The sequence below is a fragment of the Pseudomonas sp. JZ134 genome (assembly GCF_051027695.1).
GTDB lineage: Bacteria > Pseudomonadota > Gammaproteobacteria > Pseudomonadales > Pseudomonadaceae > Chryseomonas > Chryseomonas luteola.
The window spans coordinates 387,656-409,812 of record NZ_CP069251.1; the positions used below are offsets into that span (position 1 = coordinate 387,656).

The following is a 22,157-nucleotide window of genomic DNA, read 5'->3' on the forward strand; positions in this document are numbered from 1 at the left end:
CTTTATATACAAAATCATGAGGGGGGAATCAACAATGTTTACAGTACTTCATGCTAGGGGATCAGCGCTATATGACAACAATACCCAGAGCGTTAAGCTGTGGGAGGCGATACCTGGTAATCACAGAGGAGAGACGGTTACCGTTTCAGCTCGTTTAATGACTGAATTGCATACAGCACAAAGCGTGATAGACACAGTAAAAGAAAACCTCAGCTACGGTGCTGGCAATTTAAAGAACGACTTTATGCTGACCTCAGGGGAAAGCTACCAACGATCGATTGCGGCTAGACACATCCGTGATACAGATTTTCGCGGAGATGATAATGGACTCGCGAAATCCGCTTTGGCAGCTCAGGCTGGGACATGCTCCGAATATTCAGCATTAATTATTGCCTATCTTTCAAATATGGATCTACATCGTCCTATCTTTACTTATGCTGCTGCTAATGAGCCGGATCATCAATTTAATGTGATAGGCGATATACGTGAGTCAGCTGACGCTGTAGTGGTTGACGCATGGCCTTCATTCGCGAAAGCCCATTTGCTAAATAATGCGAGTTTTCAGCCATCATCAACAAGCGTTTTAGACGTTCACTATCCGGGGATGAACATCAAACTAGAGCTTGAGGACATGGCGGAGGTTGCCAAGTTGAGCAAGGAACGTGTAGCGCAGATTAATAGGATCAAAGACACGCCTTCCTATGAGGAAGTATTGAGGCATCGACCGGATATCGGACTCAGAAATAAACTGCATGGGATCAATAATTTAGGTGTTAGATATCAAAATAGAGATGATTCATCTGACATATTCGAAAATAAGGTAAGTTCTCATGATTACGAACGCCAAGCGCATGGAAGATTTCTAGTGCAGCATCATCTTTCTGATGGTGCGTATGATATTAATCCAGAAATCCTGCACAATGCTGAAGAGGATAGCTGACCGTGAGTAACCAGCAATTTAATAATGTTGTCGCACCGTTGTTAAGCTATCTTAGCATACAAACCCCTATGACTAATGATGATCAGGCTATTCTTATTGACTTTAAAAATTTACAGCTGCAAATTACACCTTTAAACAATCAGGAGCTGCTGTTAGTTGCTAGTCTTGGTGTTTTGCCTCCGGATAGCCTGGGTGCATTGGCTAAAATACTGTTAGGAGCAAACAGTATTGATCCTATTGCTCCACCTATATCTGTATCAGTAATAGGCTCTCAGAGCACCTTAATACTGTGGAGCCGTGAAAGATTTGTACATTTAAACTCTGCTGAAATTATTGTTTTGTTTGATCGCCTAGTTTCTAAAGCTAATAGATTGATTGAGGATATTCGAGCCGAATCTCTGTCAAGCGGCGCTCCGGTTAAAGGTGGGGAAATAAAACCATCTAAGACAGTACTGACAAGCAGCTGCAAATGGTAGAGCTATTATTTAAGGACTTTTACTTGGATAAGCTTTAGACACTTAAAAGTTAAGCACCCTAGCTGCCATACAAGCTGAGTCATTCAGCTTATATGGACAGCATGATAGTGAGTTTACTTAGAGGCGAAGCACTTAAAATCTCACTTAGATAATCTATCTGCAATGTCAGGGGCGTAACGCCCATCAAGCTGGACGAACAATAAACGGCAGTTGCTATTGGAGCGGTTTGACCATGCGTGGTTGGTACCGCGTTGCACCACCACACTTCCAGGCTTAAGCAGGACTTCTGCATCGTCGAGTACGATATAGATCTCTCCTTCGATCACGACACAGTAATCAACTGCCTCACTTCGGTGCATCATTGGATGCGGTGAGTCATGTTTAACAGTCAGCCCGTCGACGTAGTTGACTTGCTCAAACAGCTCTGCAATGCGCGCTTCATGCTGATCAAGATAGGTCTCATCTGGGGGAAGATCAACGAAGCGAATACGAGTCCCATTTGGCGGTGGGTTATGCATCACAGGGCCGGTTGTTGGATCAGCGGCATTGTTTATCTCTACAGGCGAACCTGTAGTTTCCCAAACTTCGTGAAAGACAAGGCCCGGGATAGCTTCCATTTCAACGACCGAAGGTAATGCCCCTTCGCTGCAAACTGTGGACCTGCCGTTGGCATCGTGGCCCGTGACGATACGATGGATAGGCAGAAAGGACATAACAATATTCCTCCAAAAGTTCTCTTCGATTCTGTAATGTGATTGTTACGATAATAGTATTTCTTACAGATCTAGGAATATTATTTTGGTAGTTATATTTGAATCCTAGGCTAGCCAGGAAATGATCATTTGGAAGATTTCTTTGCCTAACTAATAGGATAATGAACCAAGATTCATATGAATATTTGTTGTCTAATGTTCATATTCAAAAATATCCACGCTTGAAAAGACTGTCTTACGCAAAGCATCTCCACGTCACTGCCTTTTCCTATGAATTTCATTCTTACTCGTTGAGTCAGAGTGAAATAGTGCTCTGGTCGAAAGAACGGCTAACCAGCCTACCATCGAGAATGAGCCACACCTTGTGATCCACTCACTTGGTAGGGTTTGTCTGAAAAGTTATGTTGTACAAGTTCTTACGTATATCCCATTGACATATCCCGTTATGGTTCTATTATGGGATATACATTAAATATATCCCGCGAGGTGTGCTGTGGAACAAGGCGCAGTTTTTCAGAGCAATCGCAGTCAGGCCGTAAGGCTACCTAAGGCTGTTGCCCTACCAGATGACGTAAAGCGCGTCGATATTGTTGCCCTTGGTCGGGCTCGACTTATCACTCCCGCAGGGGAGTCCTGGGATAGCTGGTTCGATTGTGAGGGGGTTACTGCAGACTTCATGGCGGAGCGTGAGCAGCCGGCAGATCAGGAGCGCGAAACGTTCTGATGCTCAAGTTCATGCTCGACACCAATATTTGCATATTTACTATCAAGAACAGGCCCCAGGAGGTTCGAGAAGCCTTCAAACGGCACCACGGTCAAATGTGCATCAGCACTGTAACGCTGATGGAGCTGATCTATGGAGCGGAGAAGTCTTCTAACCCTGAGCGCAATCTGGCGGACGTAGAAGGCTTTGCGGCTCGCCTGGAGGTGCTCAAGTATGATCAGGAGGCTGCTGCCCACACTGGACAACTTCGTGCTGAGCTTGCCCGCCTGGGTAAGCAGATTGGTCCCTATGACCAAATGATTGCCGGGCATGCACGCTCCCAGGGGCTGATTGTCGTTACCAATAACCGTCGAGAGTTCGACCGCGTACCTGGCTTGAGAATTGAGGATTGGGTTGCCTCACCCGAATAAACGAGGGTCAAAGTGAGTACTTTAGTTGTGTGCTTGGAGCGCTTAAATTTCAGGATCGTTCATACTGCCGAAACAAATCTGTAGTTTGTCCAGACATCGTCATGCTCAGGCCTTTTACTTGCCTGGATGTCATAACAACAACGTAAAACGAGGCAACCATGGTGAAAAAAAGAGCGTTCAGCGAAGCCATGCAGGGACGAAACCTTCGTTATATGGGTAGTACAAGCCAATCCTCCTCAACCTCTCGCGTCGGCTTTGTACTCCTTGAGCACTTTTCCCTTCCTGCCTTTACCCAGGCGCTCGATACACTTGTGACGGGAAACCTGATCCTGGCAGATACCTTTTCCACCGTAACCCTTAGTTTTGATGGCGAGCCGGTCATGAGTGACCTTGGGCTTGCGATCTGTCCTGACGCGGCGCTTTCTTCAGGGCAATGCAATAGTCTGGATCTGCTCGTCGTGTGTGGAGGGCTGCGTACCGTCCTGTACCCGATCCCCGCGCTCAGCCGCGCGCTCAAGGTTGCTGCAGAGAAGGGGGACGCTGTAGCAGGCCTGTGGAATGGTGCATGGTTCCTCGCTCAGGCAGGTCTACTTGATGGATACAAGTGTGCTGTCCATCCCGAGCACCGAGTGACCGTTGCTGAACTGGCGAAAGACAGCCAGGTGACCAGCGAGGGCTTTATTGTTGATCGTGATCGGCTAACCGCGGCAAGTCCTGCAGGTGCGCTTAATATGGTGCTTGGCTGGATTGGTAGGCGTCATGGACATCAGCTGTCGGATGCCATCGTAGATATACTGGCCTTTGAGGAGTCGCGTTACCGTCGGGTACGTCCCACCATGCATGAGAAGATGAGCGAGCCTCTGCGCGAGGCTATCAATCTCATGAGCGCAAACATTGAGGAGCCACTGAGCCAGGAGCAAATATCCCAGTGTGTAGGCCGCTCAAAACGGCAGATCGAGCGACTCTTCCAGCTGCAACTGGGAACCTCTCCGGTTCGCTATTACCTAGAGCTGCGGATTACGGAAAGCCGCAGGCTGATTCAGCATTCTGACCTTTCCCTGCTTGATGTCGCCATAGCCTGCGGATTTGTCTCTCCGAGCCACTTCAGTAAATGCTACAAGTCGTTCTATGGATATGGACCATCCAGGGAAACGCGTTATGGCTGCGTTAAGGGTAAGCAGCGAGTCATGTAATTTTTAGCAGCTCAATGGGATAGAAACTCTAAGAGCCTGTTCACGATCTTTCGAAGAACATGCATAGCCTATGAATGAGAACCAAAACCTATCCCAGCGACATAAGTCGAGAACGATCCGACCGAATAAACGCTCTTCAAATCCGCTCAGCCATATAGAGTGACTTATGGCCCGGTATGATCCTGTCCCAGGATCCAAAGCTTGCGTGGGAAGGCTTCTATGATTGATCAGGGTCCAGATCATATGCGCGCCGCTTTTCAGGGTCTTGCAAAATTTCATAGGCTTCTTGGAGCTCTCGAAACTCAGCCGTTGCCTCGGGACTTTTGTTATGGTCAGGATGCTTTTCTAAAGCAAGCCTTCGATAAGCTTTGCGAATTTCTCTTTCTGTTGGCGACGCGGTAAACAATCCTAAGCGTGCATAAAGCGATTTGACCGCGGGCTTGGCTTTGATGTCCTCGGCCACGTTGGCTGCGCCGTTGGTAGTTGTTTCATCCTCTTGCGAGTGCGTGGATGGTTTATCATTGTCGATCCCGGGTTCTCTCGTTTGACGAGGCGGCGGAGCACTACTCGCACGCGATTTACCAGCAGATGGCCGCTCGCCATTGAATTCAGGGCCATTGGGCTCAGCGCGAGTTGAGTTCTTTTCAGGCCTGGGTGACTTGGCATTTGCGCCTTCATCCGGTGGGCGCTGACCGTTGAGCTTCGCATGTAACGCCACCTGGCTCAAATGTGACTTCAGATGGGGCTTGGGTGGCTCCTGGCTTGCCTTGTTCTCAGCCGCTTGCGCCTCATTGGGGTCCATTTCGTAGTTTTCATAATCTGCATGCGAAAAGCTGCTGGCCGATGCATGCCCGAAGAAAGGCGCTTCCCCAGATGCTTGTTCCGGGTTGATCTTGGGACCCTGACCTGGACGAGGTGGAAGCGGCGGTGGAGTCTCTTTCGGTGTTCGTCCGGTAGATGGCTTGAATTCTGTACTAAAGCCAGCCTGTGCCTCACGGGCTGTACGTGGAAAACTGTTTGCCCGTGGCCTTTGAGGAAGAGGGGGCGATCCATAGGTACTATTAGGATTACCGTTCTGGCGGCCAGGACGCGGAGGAAGCGGCGGCGGAGCTTCCCCATTACCAGATAATTGAGCTGCTGGGTTATTGATTGCGGAGACGAACCCTCCCGTGATATTTCGGATTACGCTACCTAAACCAATATTACCTGGTAAGGCACTGCGCGCCTTTGCCATCAGGCTGTCGTTACCAGCTTGTTTGGTGCTGGGTGACAGTGTATTTGCCAGCTTTGTACCTAAAGAGAGTAATGCTTTGTCCTTACCATCACTCATACCGAGAAAGCCTAATACCTCAGACATCGGCTTTTCGAACCCAATACTAATGGTGGTAGCCCCATAGGCAGGGCGATCCAAGAAGATTTCTCGGCCCATACCATTGGCTTGAACAGCTCTGGGCTTTTCGTCCCCACTTAACACTTTCAGGGCAACATCAAACATTTTTTGTTGGAGTGGTCCAAGCGATGCTCGCTGCTGATCCAACCATGAGCCAGGGAAATGCATCTTGGCGCCCATAGCGATGTTTTCTGCGACATGAAGATCCAGATGCACCGAAGGCTTGTCAGCTTTGCCCAGCTCGACCTGCAGTGATGTTAACGATGCATTGGATATATGGATCATCGGGCGCCTCCTAGAGCGGATACCCGACTGAGTGGCTCAGGAGCAGGCTTTGTTCCAATATACGCGACGATAGTTTTTGAGGTGACTTTACCCCTGCGAATATCGCCCAGCCGTGGACATATTCTCTATTACTATCCATAAATGTTGGAGCAGGAGTTAAAGGGTTGGCTGGAAAATCCAACCGGTTGGCCTATATTTTGTGAAAGCATAAGAACACGGTTCTGCCGCATTCATGTTTCAGCCTCAATTAGTGCCCGGCAAAGCGTTCCGGATCAAGGAGGCGAACGCGTCAATCACCTCATCCTTGCTATAGCGCCCTCGTACTAATGCGCCTGAGAGTGCTTCTCCCGCGCCAACAAGGCCCGTACAGCATCGCTCCAATTCGCCAGACGAAAAAGCTGCGTGAGGTTTGAGCACGGCTATGAACATTTGCACGCAGTTATCCAACAGCTCCTGAAAGACTGCTGCTTTCTCTTCGCTGCCTGCCAGAGCTGCGCCTATTGCATAGAATTCGTCGGTTGTGTCTCCTGCGCACTGAATGTAGGCGCTTGCCAGGAGTTGGGCAGTTTCTTCAAGGCTCCGCGGAGTTAAGGACATTGCGTCACGGAAAGCGTTAACCCGCTCGATATCAATGCATCTGTAGAGCTCGATCAACAGGCTCGAGCGGGTATCGAAATGATCATAGACCACCGGTTTGGAGACGCCTGCGCGGACGGAGAGATACCCCAAGGTCAACCGGTCTGCTCCTTCCTCCCGCACGATCAGCAATGCGGTATCCAGCAGTTGTCTACGCCGCTCGGCTTTTGGAAGCCGGCGTGTAGAGGAACGTATAGCGGAGGGCACGGTTTCTTTTTGCACTTGATCATTCCCGAATTAAAAAACCTACCAATGGTAGGTTCATATAAGTGATAGTCGTGATAGTTTACCTACCAGTAGTAGGTTGAAGCCTGGAATTAGGAGATCATGTAATGTCACTTAATCCTATCCTGTTAATGGGCGGTTCTGGCGCAATTGGTCATCAAACTGCCCGGGCGCTGCGCGCAGCCTATCCTGATGTACCACTGCTGATTGGCGGCCGCGATGCTGCCAAGGCCCAACAGGCCGCAGAACAGATTGGCGGAGCGCAAGGCGTGGTCATTGACGCTGGCGCCGACGACCTGGGCCTTGGGGATCGCACCGTCAGCGGCGTCGTAGTCTTCTACATGGACCATGCTATTGCCGGACTGCGCTACGCCCAAAAGCACGGTGTGCCTCATCTCAGTATTTCATCTGGCATTTTCGAGATCGCACCGGAAATCGCAACCTACATGCACATGCCTAATGCTGCACCCATTGTCCTCGGTTACGAATGGATGGTGGGCGCTACAACAGTATCCACACTGAGCATTGCTAGGGCGTTTAGCCGGGTGCACGACATACGCATCAATGCGCTGGTCGATGAACAGGATACCGGAGGCCCGACTGTTGCTAGCGACTTTGAGCGCCTGAACAGGATGCTGCCAGCCGCGCTGACCCGGCGTGACGGTGTATATGTTTGGCGGGAAGGAGAGGATGCCAAGGTCAGCTTTCGTGCAGTTGATGGTACTGAAATCGAAGCGTCCGGGTTTTCATCCATTGACGTCGCTGGCCTAGGGGCCGCAACAGGCGCAGCCAATATCCAGTTCAATATGGGCATCGGGGTTAGCTCAACCCGACGTCAGGGTAAACCTATGTCGACCGAGATCATCATTGAGCTTGAAGGCGAGGACCTAAATGGCGAACCACTGCACACACGTCATGCCGTCATCCATCCAAAAGGCGCGGCACCGCTAACAGGCCTTAGCGTAGCAATGGTCCTTGAAAGGCTGCTCGGGCTGGACGGTCAACCGCCCACCTCACCGGGTCTTTACTTCCCTTACCAGTTACTGAGTACCGCCGCGTACTTGAATCGCTTAAGGGAGGAGGGGGGTGAGCTACGTAAACTTCAGATGTAATGAGGATACCAGGTCAACGCCCAAAGGTTGTCCCGACGGCTTCGATACGGGCTTGTTTCTAATACGTAGATGCCTTGAGTGAAACGATTCGTGATGTTTTATAAAGAGTGGCTTCATGAGCACTAGCGTCGGGGCAAGCAGATGATTTCATCGTTTGTGGCCGAGTCGCCATTTTCTGTTTAGGCATTTAACTCGGTCATACACTGGCAATTTTAACTTGGAGGTACCCTCGATAGAAAAAGCTCATTCGTGTCAGCTCGGTGATTGCCCATGCACCATTACAGCATCAGTAGACTTGCCGAGGCTTGCTGGAAGCTCTCGCTTAACATGGTTAACAGCAATAGGCTAATAGGCCGCTTTCAGCTTTGAATTTTAGCCCTGCTGCGGCAAACTTTTAGACTCAACGGAACAGATTTGAGATGCTGAACGTGAACGCTGAAGCTTTGAAAACATGTTTCAACGGGCTGCCAGTCTTTTGCCCCAGTATCCCATCATCAAGGTTCCGATAATGGGTTCGTTGATATTGCCGCGGATCGATTTGACCCTGGTGTCAGGTTAGACGAGGCCGTAGCGCAAGACATGATCGCTGTGCAAATTAGCCCTGATGTTCATTTTATAGTGTTGGCACCCGCCGCCATTTAGCATTTAAAGCATCACTCTCTTAATGCATCACGTAGTTCTTTTTGGGCCTCCGCCAGTTTATGTTGGTGTATCTTGATTTTTTCGGCCGAACCGCTATCTATCGCTTCTTGAAGGTCCGCTTTACGCTCGGCAACCTCGTTACGAGCATCATTGATGGCATGCTGCCGCTTGGCGCGCAGATCTGAGTTGGTACAGTTCTCCTGTACTGATTTGAGTGCGGCTTCCAATCCACGAATACGACCGGAGTTACGGTGTTCTCTGGCATTCTCAAGTTGACGTTGGATCTCAACTTCTTTTTGAGAGCAGTCTTGTGCCTGCGCCAGACCAGAAGTCAGTAGTAAAGATAAAAGAACCATTGCATATCTCATCCGTGTCCTCCTTCCGGTGAATCTTCGCAGTAAGGTTAGCAAAGGAAAATGGCATCACGGGCACATTACTGTTTTACATAGTTTGTGGTCATCATGACATCCAAAGAGTTGGGTAAAAGCGTGCCGTAGCGGTACAGCTAAATGGCTTTTGAACTTGCCAGCAAAGGATGGAGTATCGTTTTTGATGATAGAAGACTCGGTATAACCGTCTAGGCGGTCGATGCCTTTGCAGTCTGCTACTAGCGGATAAGAGGCGCAGCCTGGTCAGTCAGAGGTGATCGTTTCTACGGCAATATCCGCAAGTGCGCATAGCCTGTCCGTTTTCCTCATGTCCTGATGATAGCCCATCCATATGTCATGGCTAGGCGGTGCCTCGCCGACATCAAGCAGGCTAGTGTGAGAACCTTAAGCGAGCGACTCAACACGCAGCGCCTGCCCACAATAATCAAGATGCTAAATTACCCGGCCTGGATTAGTTTTCCGTGCGGGGCTTTGTGTCATGTAGGTGTATGCCGGTCGGCAGCAGAGCCGTGAGTAGGGAAACCGCTGGACCTTGAGGGAAAAGAGAAGGTACTGCTGGTAAACACGGTTCAGGTGGGTGGATCCTATGTCAACTGGCAGGGTTCGTAGCGCCTGTTCCCTTGTCCGATGCTGCTTCGTTGGGTGTCATCAGTTCGACGATCCATTCGATAAACACACGTAGCTTGGCGCTAACATGCCGATTTGGGGGGAACGCCACGTACATTGGCATCGGATCGAGGCGCCAGTTCTCAAACACCGGAACCAGCTCGCCTCGAGTCAGATAGTCTCTAGCCATATAATCGGGTAGCCAGAGAAGGCCTAGCCCTGCCAGCCCAGCTGCCAGGTAGGCGTTACCATCATCAACGGCAAGCGCATAACGACCCATGACATTGACGCTCTCGTTACCGGAGTGCATGGCATAGGGAAAGACCTTGCCGGTGCGTGCCCAGTGAAAGCCTACGATACGATGGTTAGTGCCCTCCAATTCCCTAGGGTGTAGCGGCATCCCTGCGCGTCTCAGATAGCTCGGCGCTGCGTATACCCTAAGTCGTAAATCGCCTATATGACGAGCGACCAACGACTGATCAGTAATCTCGCCACCACGCACAACGCAATCCACATTGTCGCTAATAAGGTCAACCATACGATCGCTGACACCCATATCAAGTTGGATATCGGGGTACTTTTCGTAAAACGCTGGAAGTGAAGGAATCAAAACCAGACGGGCAAAAGGGCTGGGAACATCCACCCGTAGCCTGCCCCTGGGAGCCAAGGAGGCGCTGGATAAGCTCGTTTCGGCATCATCCATATCTGCCAGCAGTTTTACCACACGCTCATAATAAGCGGCCCCATCGGCCGTCACATTGACACGGCGTGTGGTCCGGTTGAGCAGCTTAACGCGTAACCGGGCTTCCAGTTGCTGCACCAGTTGGGTAACGCTGGTCTTGCTCATATGAAGTGTTTCGGCTGCCTTGGTAAAGCTCCCTGCCTCCACAACACGAGCAAACGCCTGCATTGCATCAAAACGATCCATCGTTGTTCCTACTGTCTTGTAGATTATTTGGATTTTACAAATAGTGATGACTGCGCCTGCTAGTTTATTCAGCAGGCCAGCGTTCCTTAAAGTCTCTCTACACCGGGCATTGACCCATCAGGAGAGCAACCATGAGCACACGCAACGTCGTTTTTCCAACTGGCCGCCAGGCATTATATGAGCGTAATCGATATTCACCCGCGATTCGCTCCAATGGTTTTTTGTTTGTTTCAGGACAGGTTGGTAGTCGTGAGGATGGCTCACCCGAGCCGGACCTAGACGCCCAGGTGCGGCTTGCTTTTGAAAATCTGAACGCGATTCTGGCTGCAGCAGGCTGCTCGTTCAAAGATGTCATTGACGTAACGGTTTTCATCGTTGATCCCGAAACACACTTCGATACGATCTGGAAAGTACTGCCCGAATACTGGGGAGAAGCACCTTATCCGACGTTAACCGGCATTGGCGTTACATGGCTCTACGGCTTTCAATTTGAGATAAAGGTCATCGCCAAACTTCCAGAGGCTATTGCTAGCTGAACTGTGTAGCGAAAAATTACTGCAAGCTCGGCAATTTAGCTGACTTTCTACTGCAGCTCAGCCTACATATTGCCGAGCTTGTCAAAAAGCTGTTTTATCATTAAACAAATGGGGAAGGCTGTGCTTTAACGGCCTGCAATATAGCGTTAGGCTTAATTTAAGATCAGTTGAGTGATAGCCCTGATTTACGTTGCTTGAGAATCGACCAACCATAAGGCTCGCTTTATGGTTATTGTAAGCAAAACACGCTTTACTATTTTGTCGTTACAGGCTCACACCCTATTATGCAGAGAGAGTGCCCCGCCTGATGTCTTTTGGCCCTGACCTGTTTGCTCACACGCTCTCTACTGCGTTATAGCAAAGTCAGGGGCTCTTTATGTCTACTATCAAACCTTGTTTCATGGTTGCTCTGCTCTCATTCAGCATCTCTTGTCTTGCAGACAGCAACACGGCTGATTTAATACAGGACGGTAACACTGCGCTGATAGACAGCTTGAAGCAACGCGTTATTAGTCAAGCGGCTACCAGACCAAAATTGCCTTTGGAAAATCGCGTTATTCAAATAATTTTTGGGTAGGCAGCAAGAAACCATAACTCCATTGAGGTACAGGGAGGTAACGAAGCATATGGAGCGATCAACCAAAAGGGCGATGGAAGTATGTCCTGCTCAGCTTGTCAGGCACGGCAAGCGTTGACCAAACGGGTAATTACAACTACGCCTCATTTAGACCTCAAAACAGGAAGGCTCAACCAATGAGCTATTTATATCGCAAATAGCCTATAGCGGCGGGGGAGTTGATAGGTACTACCGCTGGTAACGGTAATGTGATCAGAATCGACCAGCGTGGTGAGTATCAAGTGAGTCTTAAATACTTTCAACAGGATGACGGGATTCAGCTTGCTATTCAGCAAGGCAGTTGGCTGAGTGGTCGCGTTGATGTAACACAAAATGGCAACAAAAACTTGTTGTCGGCTAATCAGAGTGGCGCAGTAGGATGGTGGCGTGGCAATACTCAAGGTAATAATAACCAGACTGAGATAACCCAATATGGTGAAAGCGATTTGTTTGGCTACAATCAAACTGGAGATGCGAATACACCTCGGGTAAACCAGTCCGGTACATATAGCTCGGCAGAAAGTACTACCTTTGGAAATAACAATATCGTAGATATCAGCCAGGGCGGTGGCGGCTCGATTGACATTGATCAGTGCAGAGACCTGACTATCGCTCGGATCGAAAAAGTCTCCCCTATGAATATTCGCACAGCGCAACGTCGACTCAGACGGGAATTGGGAATGAGGCTGTTGTTCGACAATCGAAAAGTTACGAACGCAGTAGCATCGTCGTGCTAAGTCATACAGGTAATGGCAACAAGGCCAGCTATTTAGATTAACTGATGTCAGGCAGCGCGGCCATCTAGTCGGCTCTATGACTCAACGGCTGGGTTTAAGGCTAATTGAAGAAGAGGGTGGTCTTGTCGAGTAATCACTGTACGCGTTGCGTTTTCTGAGCATCATTACCAAGGAATTCAGTAACAGCGTTGAATGCAGATTTAACCGTAGCCCATAACATGAATTTCCGTGGCGCCATGTGTTGGTGAGCATTCCGTCATACCTATCCTTTCCAGATACAGAATATCTTTATCTATTCTTAGTAAGAATGTCATGGATGATCGGTAAACCTTGACTCATACACCGTTGATTAAGGTTATTTGATGCCTCGCATTATCGTTGCAACCACGCCCCAGGTAGGTCATGTACTTCCCGTTTTGTCATTACTGCCGTGCCTGAAAGAGCAGGGTTATGACATCACTTTCATCACGGGATCTGCGTCAAAAGAACGTGTTGAGCAGGAAGGTATCCGGCATGTTACATTACAAGGTACAGCGGATTATGATGCGCGGGATGTCAACCAAACCTTTCCTGACCGTAAAAAGCTGCGGCCTGGTCCTCAGCTGCTTGACTTCGATTTCCGCGTCCTATTTATCCAGCCATTGGTCGACCAGACCAAGACAGTTCAAGCTGTACTAGACGAAAGTGATGAGCCCGCTGTGCTCATAACCAATCATATGTTTGCAGGAGGATGGCCATTCCAGCTGCGATTCTCTGGCACACGACCTGCCGGCTTGATCTCACTCGGGATAACGCCCCTAATGCTCAGTGCAGACCATCTGGCACCCTTTGGTAAAGGACTTCCTCCTGCTGCTACCGAACACGAAAGACAACGTTATGTACAGTTAAGTCGTGATTTTGGCTGGGAGATGCGGGGCTCAAAAGCAGCCCTTGATGCCGCCCTGGGCACATTCGGTACAAGGCCTATGCCTTATTCCTTTATGGATGCCACCACGCTACTTCCGGACATATTTCTGCAGATGACTGTTCCAGGACTGGAATATGCCGGAGCCTGTCTTCCTCCCTCTGTAAAATTGATAGGTACGGTACAAGGCCTATGCCTTATTCCTTTATGGATGCCACCACGCTACTTCCGGACATATTTCTGCAGATGACTGTTCCAGGACTGGAATATGCCGGAGCCTGTCTTCCTCCCTCTGTAAAATTGATAGGTACTGCGCCAAGCCAAGTACAAGCCTATTCTTTGCCAGCTTGGTGGGGTGAAGTCGATGCAGCGAAAGCAGAGGGTCGGCCTGTTATTTTTGTCACTCAAGGCACCGTAGCTCGTAACCTGGAGAACCTGGTATATCCAACGCTTGATGCTCTTGCAGCTAGTAACGCGCTGGTAATTGCTACAGCCGGTAAACCAGGGGAGCACACCAAGCCATTTGTTACCCAAAATGCCTACATGGCTGACTATTTGCCTTATGAGCAGATGCTTCCGTACGTCGATGTCATGGTTACCAACGGCGGGTACGGTGGCGTACAACAGGCATTGCGACATGGCGTTCCGCTTGTGATTGCAGGCACCTCGGAAGACAAAGCAGAAGTTGCAGCGCGGGTAGCGTGGGCAGGTGCAGGTATCAACCTCAAAACAGATCGTCCCGCCACGCAGGATTTATCAGAGGCCGTCGCAACGGTTTTGAGGGAGGCGCGATTCAAAAGGGCCGCGATGACATTGAGTCAACAGTATAGCGAACTCGATCCGGCCTTGGCACTTAAACAGGCGGTTGATTCTTTTTTCCCGTCTGAGTTATCACTTTCAAGCCCATGACTGATCGAGATCTTTAAACCTAAAAGCTTATCGAAAGAGATAAGGTGGTCAGAGCACTAACAGGGAACGTTACCAACCTTATGTCTGCAGTTGTACGAGGCTCAATCAGCTAATCTGTAACGCAGACATTATCAAAAAACCGTTTCGCTGATGTTTACTGTACAGAGATATCAGGTAGAGACCATGGCGAAGTTGATCAGTCGTGAACCTTGGTGGGCAAAACCACCTGAACAAGGACAAGATGAATTGAGTCTTGAGTGGGGATATCTTGAAATCTATGACAATCTTGAATTCAGGTTTGTCTCGATTAGACCCTCTGACGAAGAGATTCGCCTGCGTAAAGGCTGTCGAGTTATTAGCGAGGCACCATCAGGCTCATCCTAAAAACGTCAGCCATCCATCTTTATGAAGCGGAAATTGATCGTAAGAGTAAGACCTGAATAGTTTGTACTGCAGGTCATGAATTTCCGATTAGTGCTTTAATCGGAAATAAAATACTGGGGAAATGTGTCGATCACATGCTCCTATGAGACTTATCCTTACATTCGCATAATATATCTTATGTTAAATGGAGCACTAGAATTACCAGTAGTACCGGACCTGCGTATAGAGCCCATGTCCGGGAACCCCTCTCACGTCTCCTCTGCTAATCACGTATGACTACTCTCAGTCGCCACCATCCGGTTTCGCCCATTACGTTTGGCTTCATATAAAGCACTGTCTGCACACTCAATCAATGTTTGTCCAGTCAGGACGCCGTCCTCGCCGGGCATATATGTATGAATACCACCGCTGACAGTGACCACGCCGAATGGACTGGTATGATGCTCAAGCTTTAGCTTACGTATCTGGTCCTGGATACGCTTGGCAACTATCCAGGCGCCTTGCCTGTCGCAGGCTGGCAAGATGGCCGCCATTTCCTCACCACCATACCTTGCCGCAAAATCACCCGATCGTGGGAGACTATGCTTTAGCGCCTGTGCGACCTGTTTCAGGCAATAGTCGCCTGCAGGGTGTCCGTAATGGTCGTTGTAGCCCTTGAAAAAGTCGATATCCAGCATGATCAGGCTTAGCGGTTGCCCCGAGCGTTCTGCCCGCTTGAGTTCCTGATGCAATGCCATATCGAAATAGCGACGATTGGCCAATTCAGTCAGTCCGTCAGACAAGGCCTGCCTTTCCAGCGCACGGTGCGCCTCGATCAGTTCAGCCTTGACTGTATTGGCATGCCCGATCTGGCGCATCAACACCAAGCCGAACAGCGACATCACGATAATGAGGCTGGCGACAATGATAGCTGAGCGTTGCGTATCACCGGTCCAGTCCGACAAGAGCTCTTTCTTGCTCATTGCCACCATTACCAACAAGGAATATTTATCTATCAGCTGGTAGCCATACAGGCGCTCCACCCCATCAATTACCGCTTTGATAGTCACGATGCCAGAAGGCGCCTGAGCCAATGCTGTGGTAATGACGTAGCTCTGGGCAAGGTGTTTGCCCACCAGATATTCGTCTTTGAAGGGGCGTCGACTCAGAATCGTGCCGTCCGGCATCGCCAGCACAATGGCACCTGAAGGCCCTAATTCTATGTGCCTGTAGAAATCGAGAAAATACTCCATCCTGACCGTAGCCAGCACTACACCCGCAAAACGCCCTTGTTTGTCGGTAACACGCCGGGATATCGGGATAATCCAATTGCCTGTAGAGCGGGAGTGAATGGCACGGCTAATGAAGGGGTCTTCAGTTGTGTTCTGATTGTGAAATCTAAAGTAGCCTCGGTCTGAGTTCTGACCTTTCCATGGCGTTTCACCTAAAGAGGTTGCCCTCCAATTGCCCTGCTCGTCAAAAACAAACAGGCCCTCGACCTGCTCTAGGGAGCCCGCATATTTCTCAAGCAGCGTATGCAGCGCGTCTGGTTTAAACGATATCTCATTACCCTGCTCCAGCAAGTGCTGAAGGCTCATGAGCGCTACATCCACTTCCTGGAACGAGTCCTCAGCATGTTGGGCCAATGCGCGAGTCAGGTTGAGCGTTGTGCTCTCGGATTGCTGCAGTTGAACGTCTCGCGCATGCCAGCTTTGCCAGAAATCAAACCCTACCAAGGACACAAACACCAGGCCCAGAAAGGCCATCGTTAACGTTTCCAGAGGTAGGCGTTTGAGTTTCTTCGAAACCATTGAATCAGGATGAGACATAAACCTACCTTAGGGCATGGACTGCAACGAGGGCTTACAAACGCCCTTCCATAAAGGGCGCATTTATTACATTCCGTTGCGTTACCTAGCCGAAACGTAGGGCAGAACGATGTCTGTTAATCAGCATCATCCTGCCGGTCGGTCAGACTTTGAACCGGCGAACCATCCCGCTTAGGTCTCCAGCCAGGCGAGAAAGCTCCTGGCTGGCTGTATGGGTCTGTTCTGCACCCGCGGACGTCTGGATAGACAGATCACGAATACGAACCAGATTACGATCCACCTCTCGGGCCACCTGTGCCTGCTCTTCAGCAGCGCTGGCAATGACCAGGTTACGCTCATCGATACCGTTGACTGCATCGTTGATTGTGCCTAGTGCATGACTTGCCGCCTCAGCCTGCTCCTGGGTTTGCCTGGCCTGATCCGCACTGGTCAGCAAGGCGTCTACGGTATGAGTAGTCCCCTGCTGAATGCTACCAATCATGGCCTCGATTTCGCGGGTAGAATCACTGGTCCGGTGTGCCAGTGAGCGTACCTCGTCTGCTACAACAGCAAACCCGCGACCCGCGTCCCCTGCTCTGGCCGCCTCGATTGCAGCGTTCAGCGCCAGCAGGTTGGTCTGCTCCGCTACGGACCGGATGACATCCAGCACCTGGCTGATGTTGCGTGTCTGTTCGGCCAGCTGACGTGCCTGCTCAGAAGCGCTCAGAACGTTGTCCGTCAGGACACCAATAGCACTGAGGGTATCGTTAAGCTGACGCTGCCCTTGGCGCGCGGTTTCGGCTGCTGCCTTGGAGGCGACTGACGTCGACGTCGCGTTACCCGCTACTTCTTCAACGGCCTGGCTCATCTCGGTGACTGCAGTAGCTGCCATCTCAATTTCGCTGTTCTGCTGTTGCAGTCCCTGCGTACTTTCGCTCATGACTGCGCTCATTTCTTCAGTCGCAGCAGCCAGCTGCTCAGCCGACCGGTTGATCTGCTCAAGCGTATCGCGCAGATTGCCCTGCATTTTTCCCATAGCCTTGAGCAGCTGAGCGGCCTCATCTGTACCGGTTGTTTCCAGCCGGTGGGTTAGGTCACCCGACGCGATGGCCTCCGCGGCCTGCACAGCTTCGAGAATAGGCTTGGACAGACTCAAGGTCAGACGCCAAGCCAGCAGAATCGTAAGGCCCAAGGCGCAGCCGATAACCGTCAGGGTAATGGATACGGAGCTGCTATACACCGCTTGTGCATCTTCGCCGAAGGCTTTGGCTGCCTGCTGGTTCAGGGTACGCAATTTCTCGGTCTGCTCGTTCATGCTCAAGCCAAGGCTGGCCATGCCACCCGTGACCTGCTTACGGGCATCATCGATCCGGCCGCTGACCATTAATGATACAAGCTGATCCGTATTGGTCATGTAGTCACGGTAGATAGCCTGCAAATGCTGTAGCGCCTTGCCCTCTTCCGGCGTGCTGACCAGAGGCTCATAGCGCTTGAAGCCAGCGTCAACCAACTGTCCTAGATCCTTAATTTTCTGCTGAGTCTTCCGCAGTATTTCAGCATCTGGCAAGGCAATCAGGCGCAACGCCTCTATACGAATACGGGCCATTTGCAGGGCCAGATTGTCACTTTCAACAATACTGGGCAGTGAGTTCAGTTCCACTTTCCGAGATTGATCCTGGATATGAGACATCTGTGCCAGGCTGAACACCCCCAGCCCGGTCAGGATGACCGCGATAACGCCAAAGCAAAACAGGCTCCGGTATGCAATTTTCAGGGAGCGAAGGCTCATAAACATAACCTTGATAAGGGGGCCAGAGAGGACATGCAAAGTGATACGTATTGAAGCGGCATCAGTGCGGAATTCTTGAGTCAAAAGTTGCCGGATGGTCTGTTGATCCGCCCGGTTGTGCCTCACATCGCCTGCACCGGATTATTTGCTACAGCGGCGAGAACGGAAGCCGATATAAAACAACCTGATAGCAGATTATCGAATCGCCTCCCTGACCATGCCTATTTCTCCGCCCCCGCCAGCCATGAAAAAGGACGAGCCGTTTCGTTCACAAAGCCACACAGAGCTCACCCATCGCTCCGTGCTGATGTTTACCGTCCTGATGTTGAGCCTGTTCGCCCTGGCAGGCGCCGTCACGAGCTATATTGCCTGGTCGTTAGATAATAAGGCCATTACCAGTGGGGAGCAGGCCTTGCGCAATGCTATCGATGCCCGCAAGAAATCCACGGTGGCGACACTCATGGACTATGCCCGTTGGGACGAGAACTTTACCCATCTCTACCCTGCCGTCGATACGAAATGGGCGCGTGAAGAAGATAAGCTGGCCGGCTCGCTGCTGTCGCAATATGGGCTTGACGCCGTCCTGGTTGTCGACGGCTCGCAAAACACTCGTTATGCCTTTTTAAAGGATACGGTCGACCCCAAGGATGCACTCCAGTGGATCGAAGGCGACTTGCCGGCAATGCTGGAGCGACTCCGAGGCGAGCCTCCGCTTACGCATGTTCAGGGCTTTTTTCAGGTGGAGGGTGCACCGGCGATTGTTTCGGCAGCTCTGGTCCAGCCCGCCCAGACGACGTATCTACCCAGGCGAGACCAGCTTCCCATCCTGCTCTTTGTTGAACGGCTGGATCAGCCGAAGCTGGCGTCGATAGGTGCGGCCTCTGGCATTGTCAATCTGAAGGCCGGGCCGGCAGAAAAGGATAGCGCTAGCCTTATCATAAGCGAGAACTATGGCGTTCCTTTTCTGCTCAGCTGGCAGGCAGAGCGTCCTGGCGGTGTACTGCTAAGCGTAATGCTGCCTCTGCTGGTACTTACGGCATTTGCCCTGTATCTGGTTTTAATCAAACTCAAGCGCCGATCACTGCGTGCGGCTGCATTGATCGATAGCAGCCATGAAGCCCTGGAGCATAGCGAGGCCCGTTTTCGGGATGTTGCCGAGGCTTCTTCAAACTGGATCTGGGAGACGAATGCCCGACGTGAGCTGACCTATCTTTCTGACCGGTTCGCAGTTAGCACCGGCTTTAGTGTTCACGAGTGGCTGGGGAAGCCGCTACAGGAGCTTATTGATTTCAGCGAAACGGACTTCCAGGCAAGCGCCCAACAAGATCAGGAATCAGCAGGTACTCCAAAAGCCCTGGAATGCTTTTACATGGACCGCGAAGGACATAAACGTGTGGGGCATCTTTATCTTCGGTCTGTTTGGACGGAGGGCGTCTTATCCGGATATCGCGGGACTCTCAGCGACATTACAGACGAAATGGAAGCTCAGGCCCATTACGAGCATCTGTCCAAGTATGATCCGCTGACGCAGCTTCCCAATCGGACGTACATGTACCGGTATCTCAAGGAGCAATTGGGAAACGGACCTACGCCAGAGAGTCCTTTGACCATCTTTTATCTGGACCTGGATGACTTCAAGCACGTTAACGATACTCAAGGGCACGGCTTTGGTGACAAGGTCCTGATCGAAGTGGCCAACCGGCTCAAACGGTGTATGGATAGCAGCGTATTCATTGCCCGTCAGGGTGGCGATGAGTTTGTCCTTGTGCTTACCGGGCAAATGCAGCCAAACACTCCTGTATTGGCAGAATGTCTGCTGGCCTGCCTTTCTGCTCCGATCATGATTGACGAACTTGAGGTTCGTGTCAGCGCCAGCATTGGTATTGTGCAGGCGCCTGCCCATGGGGTTATCAAGAGCGAGCTGCTTCGGTTTGCGGACATTGCACTTTATGAGGCCAAGGGGGCAGGCCGTAATACGTGGCGGCTGTACGACAGCGCGATGAACGAGCGGCTGCTTCAACGCCAGCAGATCGAGGAAGACCTGCGGGCCGCCCTGCAGCGCGATGAGTTACGACTCGTCTTCCAGCCGCGCTTTAGTATCCAGAACGGGAATATCATTGGCGCAGAGGCGTTGGTACGCTGGAGCCACCCTACCCGCGGTTTGCTGAGTCCTGCTGTATTCATACCGGTGGCCGAGCAGAGCGGGCTTGTAGTGCCTTTGAGCGACTGGGTTTTGCGCAAGGCATGTCGCGAGGCGCTCGAATGGAAAGATCCTATCTTCGTCTCGGTCAATCTTTCCTGTATCGAATTTCAGCGTAATGACCTAGTAGAGCGTATCCGGCAGGTATTGGAAGAAACGCAACTTGAGCCTGCGCGGCTTGAGTTGGAAATTACCGAAAGCGTGATGTTGGATAATGCTGAAAGCGCACTGGCCCTGATGCATGAACTCAAGGCGCTGGGTGTGAAGCTTTCCATGGATGACTTTGGAACAGGCTACTCCTCGCTTAGCTACTTGAGCCAGTATCCATTCGATGGCATCAAGATTGATCGCAGCTTCGTCATGAGCTTAAGCGAGGGTGACGACAGCAATCAGGCCATCATCAAGGCCATTGTTGCACTGGGCAAGGCGCTCTCGATGTCCGTGACCGCAGAAGGTGTCGAAACAGCCGAGCAGCTTAATGCACTAGGTATCCTGAGCTGTGATCAGGCGCAGGGGTTTCTGTTGGGCAGACCGGTTCCGGTGGAACGCCTGGTTGAGCAGTTGAATGAGCAGCTTACCCCGGAGGGCAAATCTCAAAGCTGATGCGATTCCAATCGCGCCTCCAGACGGGCGATCTGCCTGATCAGGTCCTTGCCGGTGGCGCGCTCCAGATCGAGTTGACGGGCCAAGTCATCCAGATGCCGGGCCTGTGTGGTATGCAAGGCCTGGAGTCGCTCATTATCCCGAATCAGCTGGATGTTCTGCTCCCGCAAGGAGGCATTCTCGGCCAGAACCGCTTGATGCTGGTTGCGTAAGTCACTGACGGCGGAATCCGACTGCATCTGATCCTGCAGCCGCTGGCGTTGCATCACTTCCTGATAACCTTCCAACGCATCCCGTGCCGTCTTGAGTTCAGCGCTTAGCGTTTCGATACGCTGGGCACGGGCAGCCGACTCACGCTGGCTATGAGTCAAGTCTACCGCCTGCCTGGCCAGCTCGTTATTGGCTGCGTTGTATCGGTTTGCGTAATCTCCTGCGAGCGCTTCGGCTTTCGCTAGTCTGGCTTCCAAGTCCTTGATACGCTCTTGCTGGGCGTTCGCACGCTCATCGGCAAGTTGGAGCTTTTCATTTATCGACTTCGCCTGAACCGCGAGCGTCTGCTCAGCCTCGTCTATTTCCAGCTGGGCCCTCTCCAGCAACTTGCGTTCGAGTTGTTCGATCAGTGCCAGCATGTCCGCCCTGATCCGTCCGCTCGGTCCTGAAAGGCTTTGCTCGTCAGCTTCGATTTCTTTTTTATAGCGTTGAATAGTTGTAAACGAGCCTCCTGTCAGCGCCCGGATTTCAGGTACAGAGGCAGACCGGCCCGCTTCCTTTAGCTGCCGAATGGCAGTGGCCACCTTCTCCCTGTCTATACCGTTACGGCTCATGGCTACTCGCTTTACGTAAAGAATAAAAATCGTAAGGATAATCGTAGCGCAACTCTGTGCTCATCCCAAGTAGGGGATGGCGTAGCCAGAAAAAGGCAGGACTATATTTAACACTTTGATTTACAGCGCTTTTCGCCAGACGGTGCTCTCCTGCGCATTACGATGTCAGCTATGATGGAGTGAAATCAACTCAGGAGCG

General features: G+C 51.1%; 20 protein-coding genes. 12 read left to right on the forward strand and 8 right to left on the reverse strand.

The features are described from left to right. The first annotated feature begins 34 nt into the window (after positions 1-34). A complete protein-coding gene (locus JQR86_RS21210; protein ID WP_434155437.1) occupies positions 35-940 on the forward strand; it encodes a hypothetical protein in 906 nt (301 codons plus the stop codon). A 2-nt stretch (positions 941-942) separates the two neighbouring features. Next, positions 943-1,416, forward strand: coding sequence for a CesT family type III secretion system chaperone (locus JQR86_RS21215; protein ID WP_434155438.1), 474 nt, complete (start codon positions 943-945; stop codon positions 1,414-1,416). A 140-nt stretch (positions 1,417-1,556) separates the two neighbouring features. On the opposite strand, the gene JQR86_RS21220 is transcribed toward JQR86_RS21215, so the two are convergent. Beyond that, a complete protein-coding gene (locus tag JQR86_RS21220) occupies positions 1,557-2,129 on the reverse strand; it encodes a cupin domain-containing protein (RefSeq protein WP_312271854.1) in 573 nt (190 codons plus the stop codon). 493 nt (positions 2,130-2,622) lie between these two features. On the opposite strand from JQR86_RS21220, the gene vapB reads away from it, so the two are divergent. The 3 genes from vapB (at position 2,623) to JQR86_RS21235 (ending at position 4,456) form a co-directional block, all read left to right on the forward strand. Next, positions 2,623-2,853, forward strand: a complete 231-nt coding sequence (vapB, locus tag JQR86_RS21225) for a type II toxin-antitoxin system VapB family antitoxin (protein WP_122044179.1) — start codon at positions 2,623-2,625, stop codon at positions 2,851-2,853. Beyond that, on the forward strand, positions 2,853-3,263 hold the full coding sequence (gene vapC / locus JQR86_RS21230; protein ID WP_074825762.1) for a type II toxin-antitoxin system tRNA(fMet)-specific endonuclease VapC: 411 nt from the start codon (positions 2,853-2,855) through the stop codon (positions 3,261-3,263). The genes vapB and vapC overlap by 1 nt, the downstream gene beginning before the upstream one ends. Positions 3,264-3,421: 158 nt before the next feature. Next, complete coding sequence (locus tag JQR86_RS21235; protein ID WP_404628621.1) at positions 3,422-4,456, forward strand: GlxA family transcriptional regulator; 1,035 nt, start codon at positions 3,422-3,424, stop codon at positions 4,454-4,456. 217 nt (positions 4,457-4,673) lie between these two features. Here the strand turns inward: JQR86_RS21235 and JQR86_RS21240 are convergent, their stop codons facing one another. Next, positions 4,674-6,131 carry a DnaJ domain-containing protein gene (locus JQR86_RS21240; RefSeq protein ID WP_434155439.1) on the reverse strand — a complete coding sequence of 486 codons (1,458 nt, stop codon included), beginning with the start codon at positions 6,129-6,131 and terminating at the stop codon, positions 4,674-4,676. 243 nt (positions 6,132-6,374) lie between these two features. Then, on the reverse strand, positions 6,375-6,989 hold the full coding sequence (locus JQR86_RS21245) for a TetR/AcrR family transcriptional regulator (RefSeq protein ID WP_233432159.1): 615 nt from the start codon (positions 6,987-6,989) through the stop codon (positions 6,375-6,377). A gap of 110 nt (positions 6,990-7,099) precedes the next feature. Here JQR86_RS21245 and JQR86_RS21250 point away from each other — a divergent pair, with 110 nt between their 5' ends. Next, a complete protein-coding gene (locus tag JQR86_RS21250) occupies positions 7,100-8,104 on the forward strand; it encodes an NAD(P)-dependent oxidoreductase (RefSeq protein WP_434155441.1) in 1,005 nt (334 codons plus the stop codon). Between the two features lie 653 nt (positions 8,105-8,757). Here the strand turns inward: JQR86_RS21250 and JQR86_RS21255 are convergent. After that, a complete protein-coding gene (locus JQR86_RS21255; protein ID WP_434155442.1) occupies positions 8,758-9,114 on the reverse strand; it encodes a DUF1090 domain-containing protein in 357 nt (118 codons plus the stop codon). Positions 9,115-9,724: 610 nt separating this feature from the next. Further along, complete coding sequence (locus JQR86_RS21260; RefSeq protein ID WP_434155443.1) at positions 9,725-10,669, reverse strand: LysR substrate-binding domain-containing protein; 945 nt, start codon at positions 10,667-10,669, stop codon at positions 9,725-9,727. A gap of 131 nt (positions 10,670-10,800) precedes the next feature. On the opposite strand from JQR86_RS21260, the gene JQR86_RS21265 reads away from it, so the two are divergent. The 5 genes from JQR86_RS21265 (at position 10,801) to JQR86_RS21285 (ending at position 14,755) form a co-directional block, all read left to right on the forward strand. Next, on the forward strand, positions 10,801-11,205 hold the full coding sequence (locus tag JQR86_RS21265; RefSeq protein ID WP_286788503.1) for a RidA family protein: 405 nt from the start codon (positions 10,801-10,803) through the stop codon (positions 11,203-11,205). An 825-nt stretch (positions 11,206-12,030) separates the two neighbouring features. Further along, positions 12,031-12,558 (forward strand): hypothetical protein, encoded by a 528-nt coding sequence (locus JQR86_RS21270; protein ID WP_434155445.1) that lies wholly within the window; start codon positions 12,031-12,033, stop codon positions 12,556-12,558. A gap of 362 nt (positions 12,559-12,920) precedes the next feature. Then, positions 12,921-13,712, forward strand: coding sequence for a hypothetical protein (locus tag JQR86_RS21275; RefSeq protein WP_434155446.1), 792 nt, complete (start codon positions 12,921-12,923; stop codon positions 13,710-13,712). Next, positions 13,655-14,371 (forward strand): glycosyltransferase, encoded by a 717-nt coding sequence (locus tag JQR86_RS21280; RefSeq protein ID WP_434155447.1) that lies wholly within the window; start codon positions 13,655-13,657, stop codon positions 14,369-14,371. The genes JQR86_RS21275 and JQR86_RS21280 overlap by 58 nt, the downstream gene beginning before the upstream one ends. A gap of 183 nt (positions 14,372-14,554) precedes the next feature. Then, positions 14,555-14,755, forward strand: a complete 201-nt coding sequence (locus JQR86_RS21285) for a hypothetical protein (RefSeq protein ID WP_434155448.1) — start codon at positions 14,555-14,557, stop codon at positions 14,753-14,755. A 266-nt stretch (positions 14,756-15,021) separates the two neighbouring features. Here JQR86_RS21285 and JQR86_RS21290 read toward each other — a convergent pair whose 3' ends face one another. Together JQR86_RS21290 and JQR86_RS21295 are read right to left on the reverse strand one after the other, a co-directional pair. After that, positions 15,022-16,563, reverse strand: coding sequence for a sensor domain-containing diguanylate cyclase (locus JQR86_RS21290; protein WP_434155450.1), 1,542 nt, complete (start codon positions 16,561-16,563; stop codon positions 15,022-15,024). A gap of 142 nt (positions 16,564-16,705) precedes the next feature. Beyond that, positions 16,706-18,331: a methyl-accepting chemotaxis protein gene (locus JQR86_RS21295; protein WP_434155452.1), complete on the reverse strand. Its 1,626-nt coding sequence runs from the start codon at positions 18,329-18,331 to the stop codon at positions 16,706-16,708. 217 nt (positions 18,332-18,548) lie between these two features. On the opposite strand from JQR86_RS21295, the gene JQR86_RS21300 reads away from it, so the two are divergent. Then, positions 18,549-21,134, forward strand: coding sequence for a bifunctional diguanylate cyclase/phosphodiesterase (locus tag JQR86_RS21300; protein ID WP_434154973.1), 2,586 nt, complete (start codon positions 18,549-18,551; stop codon positions 21,132-21,134). Here the strand turns inward: JQR86_RS21300 and JQR86_RS21305 are convergent. Continuing rightward, the gene (locus JQR86_RS21305; protein ID WP_407363971.1) at positions 21,125-21,958 is read right to left on the reverse strand and encodes a DNA-binding protein; all 834 of its coding nucleotides are present in this window, start codon (positions 21,956-21,958) and stop codon (positions 21,125-21,127) included. The genes JQR86_RS21300 and JQR86_RS21305 overlap by 10 nt on opposite strands. Positions 21,959-22,157 lie beyond the last annotated feature (199 nt).

What these genes read in the sequence shown, in the direction of transcription:
- JQR86_RS21210 (WP_434155437.1), top strand. Translation starts at nt 35, where the DNA reads ATGTTTACAGTACTTCATGCTAGGGGATCAGCGCTATATGACAACAAT.
- JQR86_RS21220 (WP_312271854.1), bottom strand. Translation starts at nt 2,129, where the DNA reads ATGTCCTTTCTGCCTATCCATCGTATCGTCACGGGCCACGATGCCAAC.
- vapC (WP_074825762.1), top strand. Translation starts at nt 2,853, where the DNA reads ATGCTCAAGTTCATGCTCGACACCAATATTTGCATATTTACTATCAAG.
- JQR86_RS21235 (WP_404628621.1), top strand. Translation starts at nt 3,422, where the DNA reads ATGGTGAAAAAAAGAGCGTTCAGCGAAGCCATGCAGGGACGAAACCTT.
- JQR86_RS21240 (WP_434155439.1), bottom strand. Translation starts at nt 6,131, where the DNA reads ATGATCCATATATCCAATGCATCGTTAACATCACTGCAGGTCGAGCTG.
- JQR86_RS21250 (WP_434155441.1), top strand. Translation starts at nt 7,100, where the DNA reads ATGTCACTTAATCCTATCCTGTTAATGGGCGGTTCTGGCGCAATTGGT.
- JQR86_RS21255 (WP_434155442.1), bottom strand. Translation starts at nt 9,114, where the DNA reads ATGAGATATGCAATGGTTCTTTTATCTTTACTACTGACTTCTGGTCTG.
- JQR86_RS21260 (WP_434155443.1), bottom strand. Translation starts at nt 10,669, where the DNA reads ATGGATCGTTTTGATGCAATGCAGGCGTTTGCTCGTGTTGTGGAGGCA.
- JQR86_RS21265 (WP_286788503.1), top strand. Translation starts at nt 10,801, where the DNA reads ATGAGCACACGCAACGTCGTTTTTCCAACTGGCCGCCAGGCATTATAT.
- JQR86_RS21275 (WP_434155446.1), top strand. Translation starts at nt 12,921, where the DNA reads ATGCCTCGCATTATCGTTGCAACCACGCCCCAGGTAGGTCATGTACTT.
- JQR86_RS21280 (WP_434155447.1), top strand. Translation starts at nt 13,655, where the DNA reads ATGCCTTATTCCTTTATGGATGCCACCACGCTACTTCCGGACATATTT.
- JQR86_RS21285 (WP_434155448.1), top strand. Translation starts at nt 14,555, where the DNA reads ATGGCGAAGTTGATCAGTCGTGAACCTTGGTGGGCAAAACCACCTGAA.
- JQR86_RS21290 (WP_434155450.1), bottom strand. Translation starts at nt 16,563, where the DNA reads ATGTCTCATCCTGATTCAATGGTTTCGAAGAAACTCAAACGCCTACCT.
- JQR86_RS21295 (WP_434155452.1), bottom strand. Translation starts at nt 18,331, where the DNA reads ATGAGCCTTCGCTCCCTGAAAATTGCATACCGGAGCCTGTTTTGCTTT.
- JQR86_RS21300 (WP_434154973.1), top strand. Translation starts at nt 18,549, where the DNA reads ATGCCTATTTCTCCGCCCCCGCCAGCCATGAAAAAGGACGAGCCGTTT.
- JQR86_RS21305 (WP_407363971.1), bottom strand. Translation starts at nt 21,958, where the DNA reads ATGAGCCGTAACGGTATAGACAGGGAGAAGGTGGCCACTGCCATTCGG.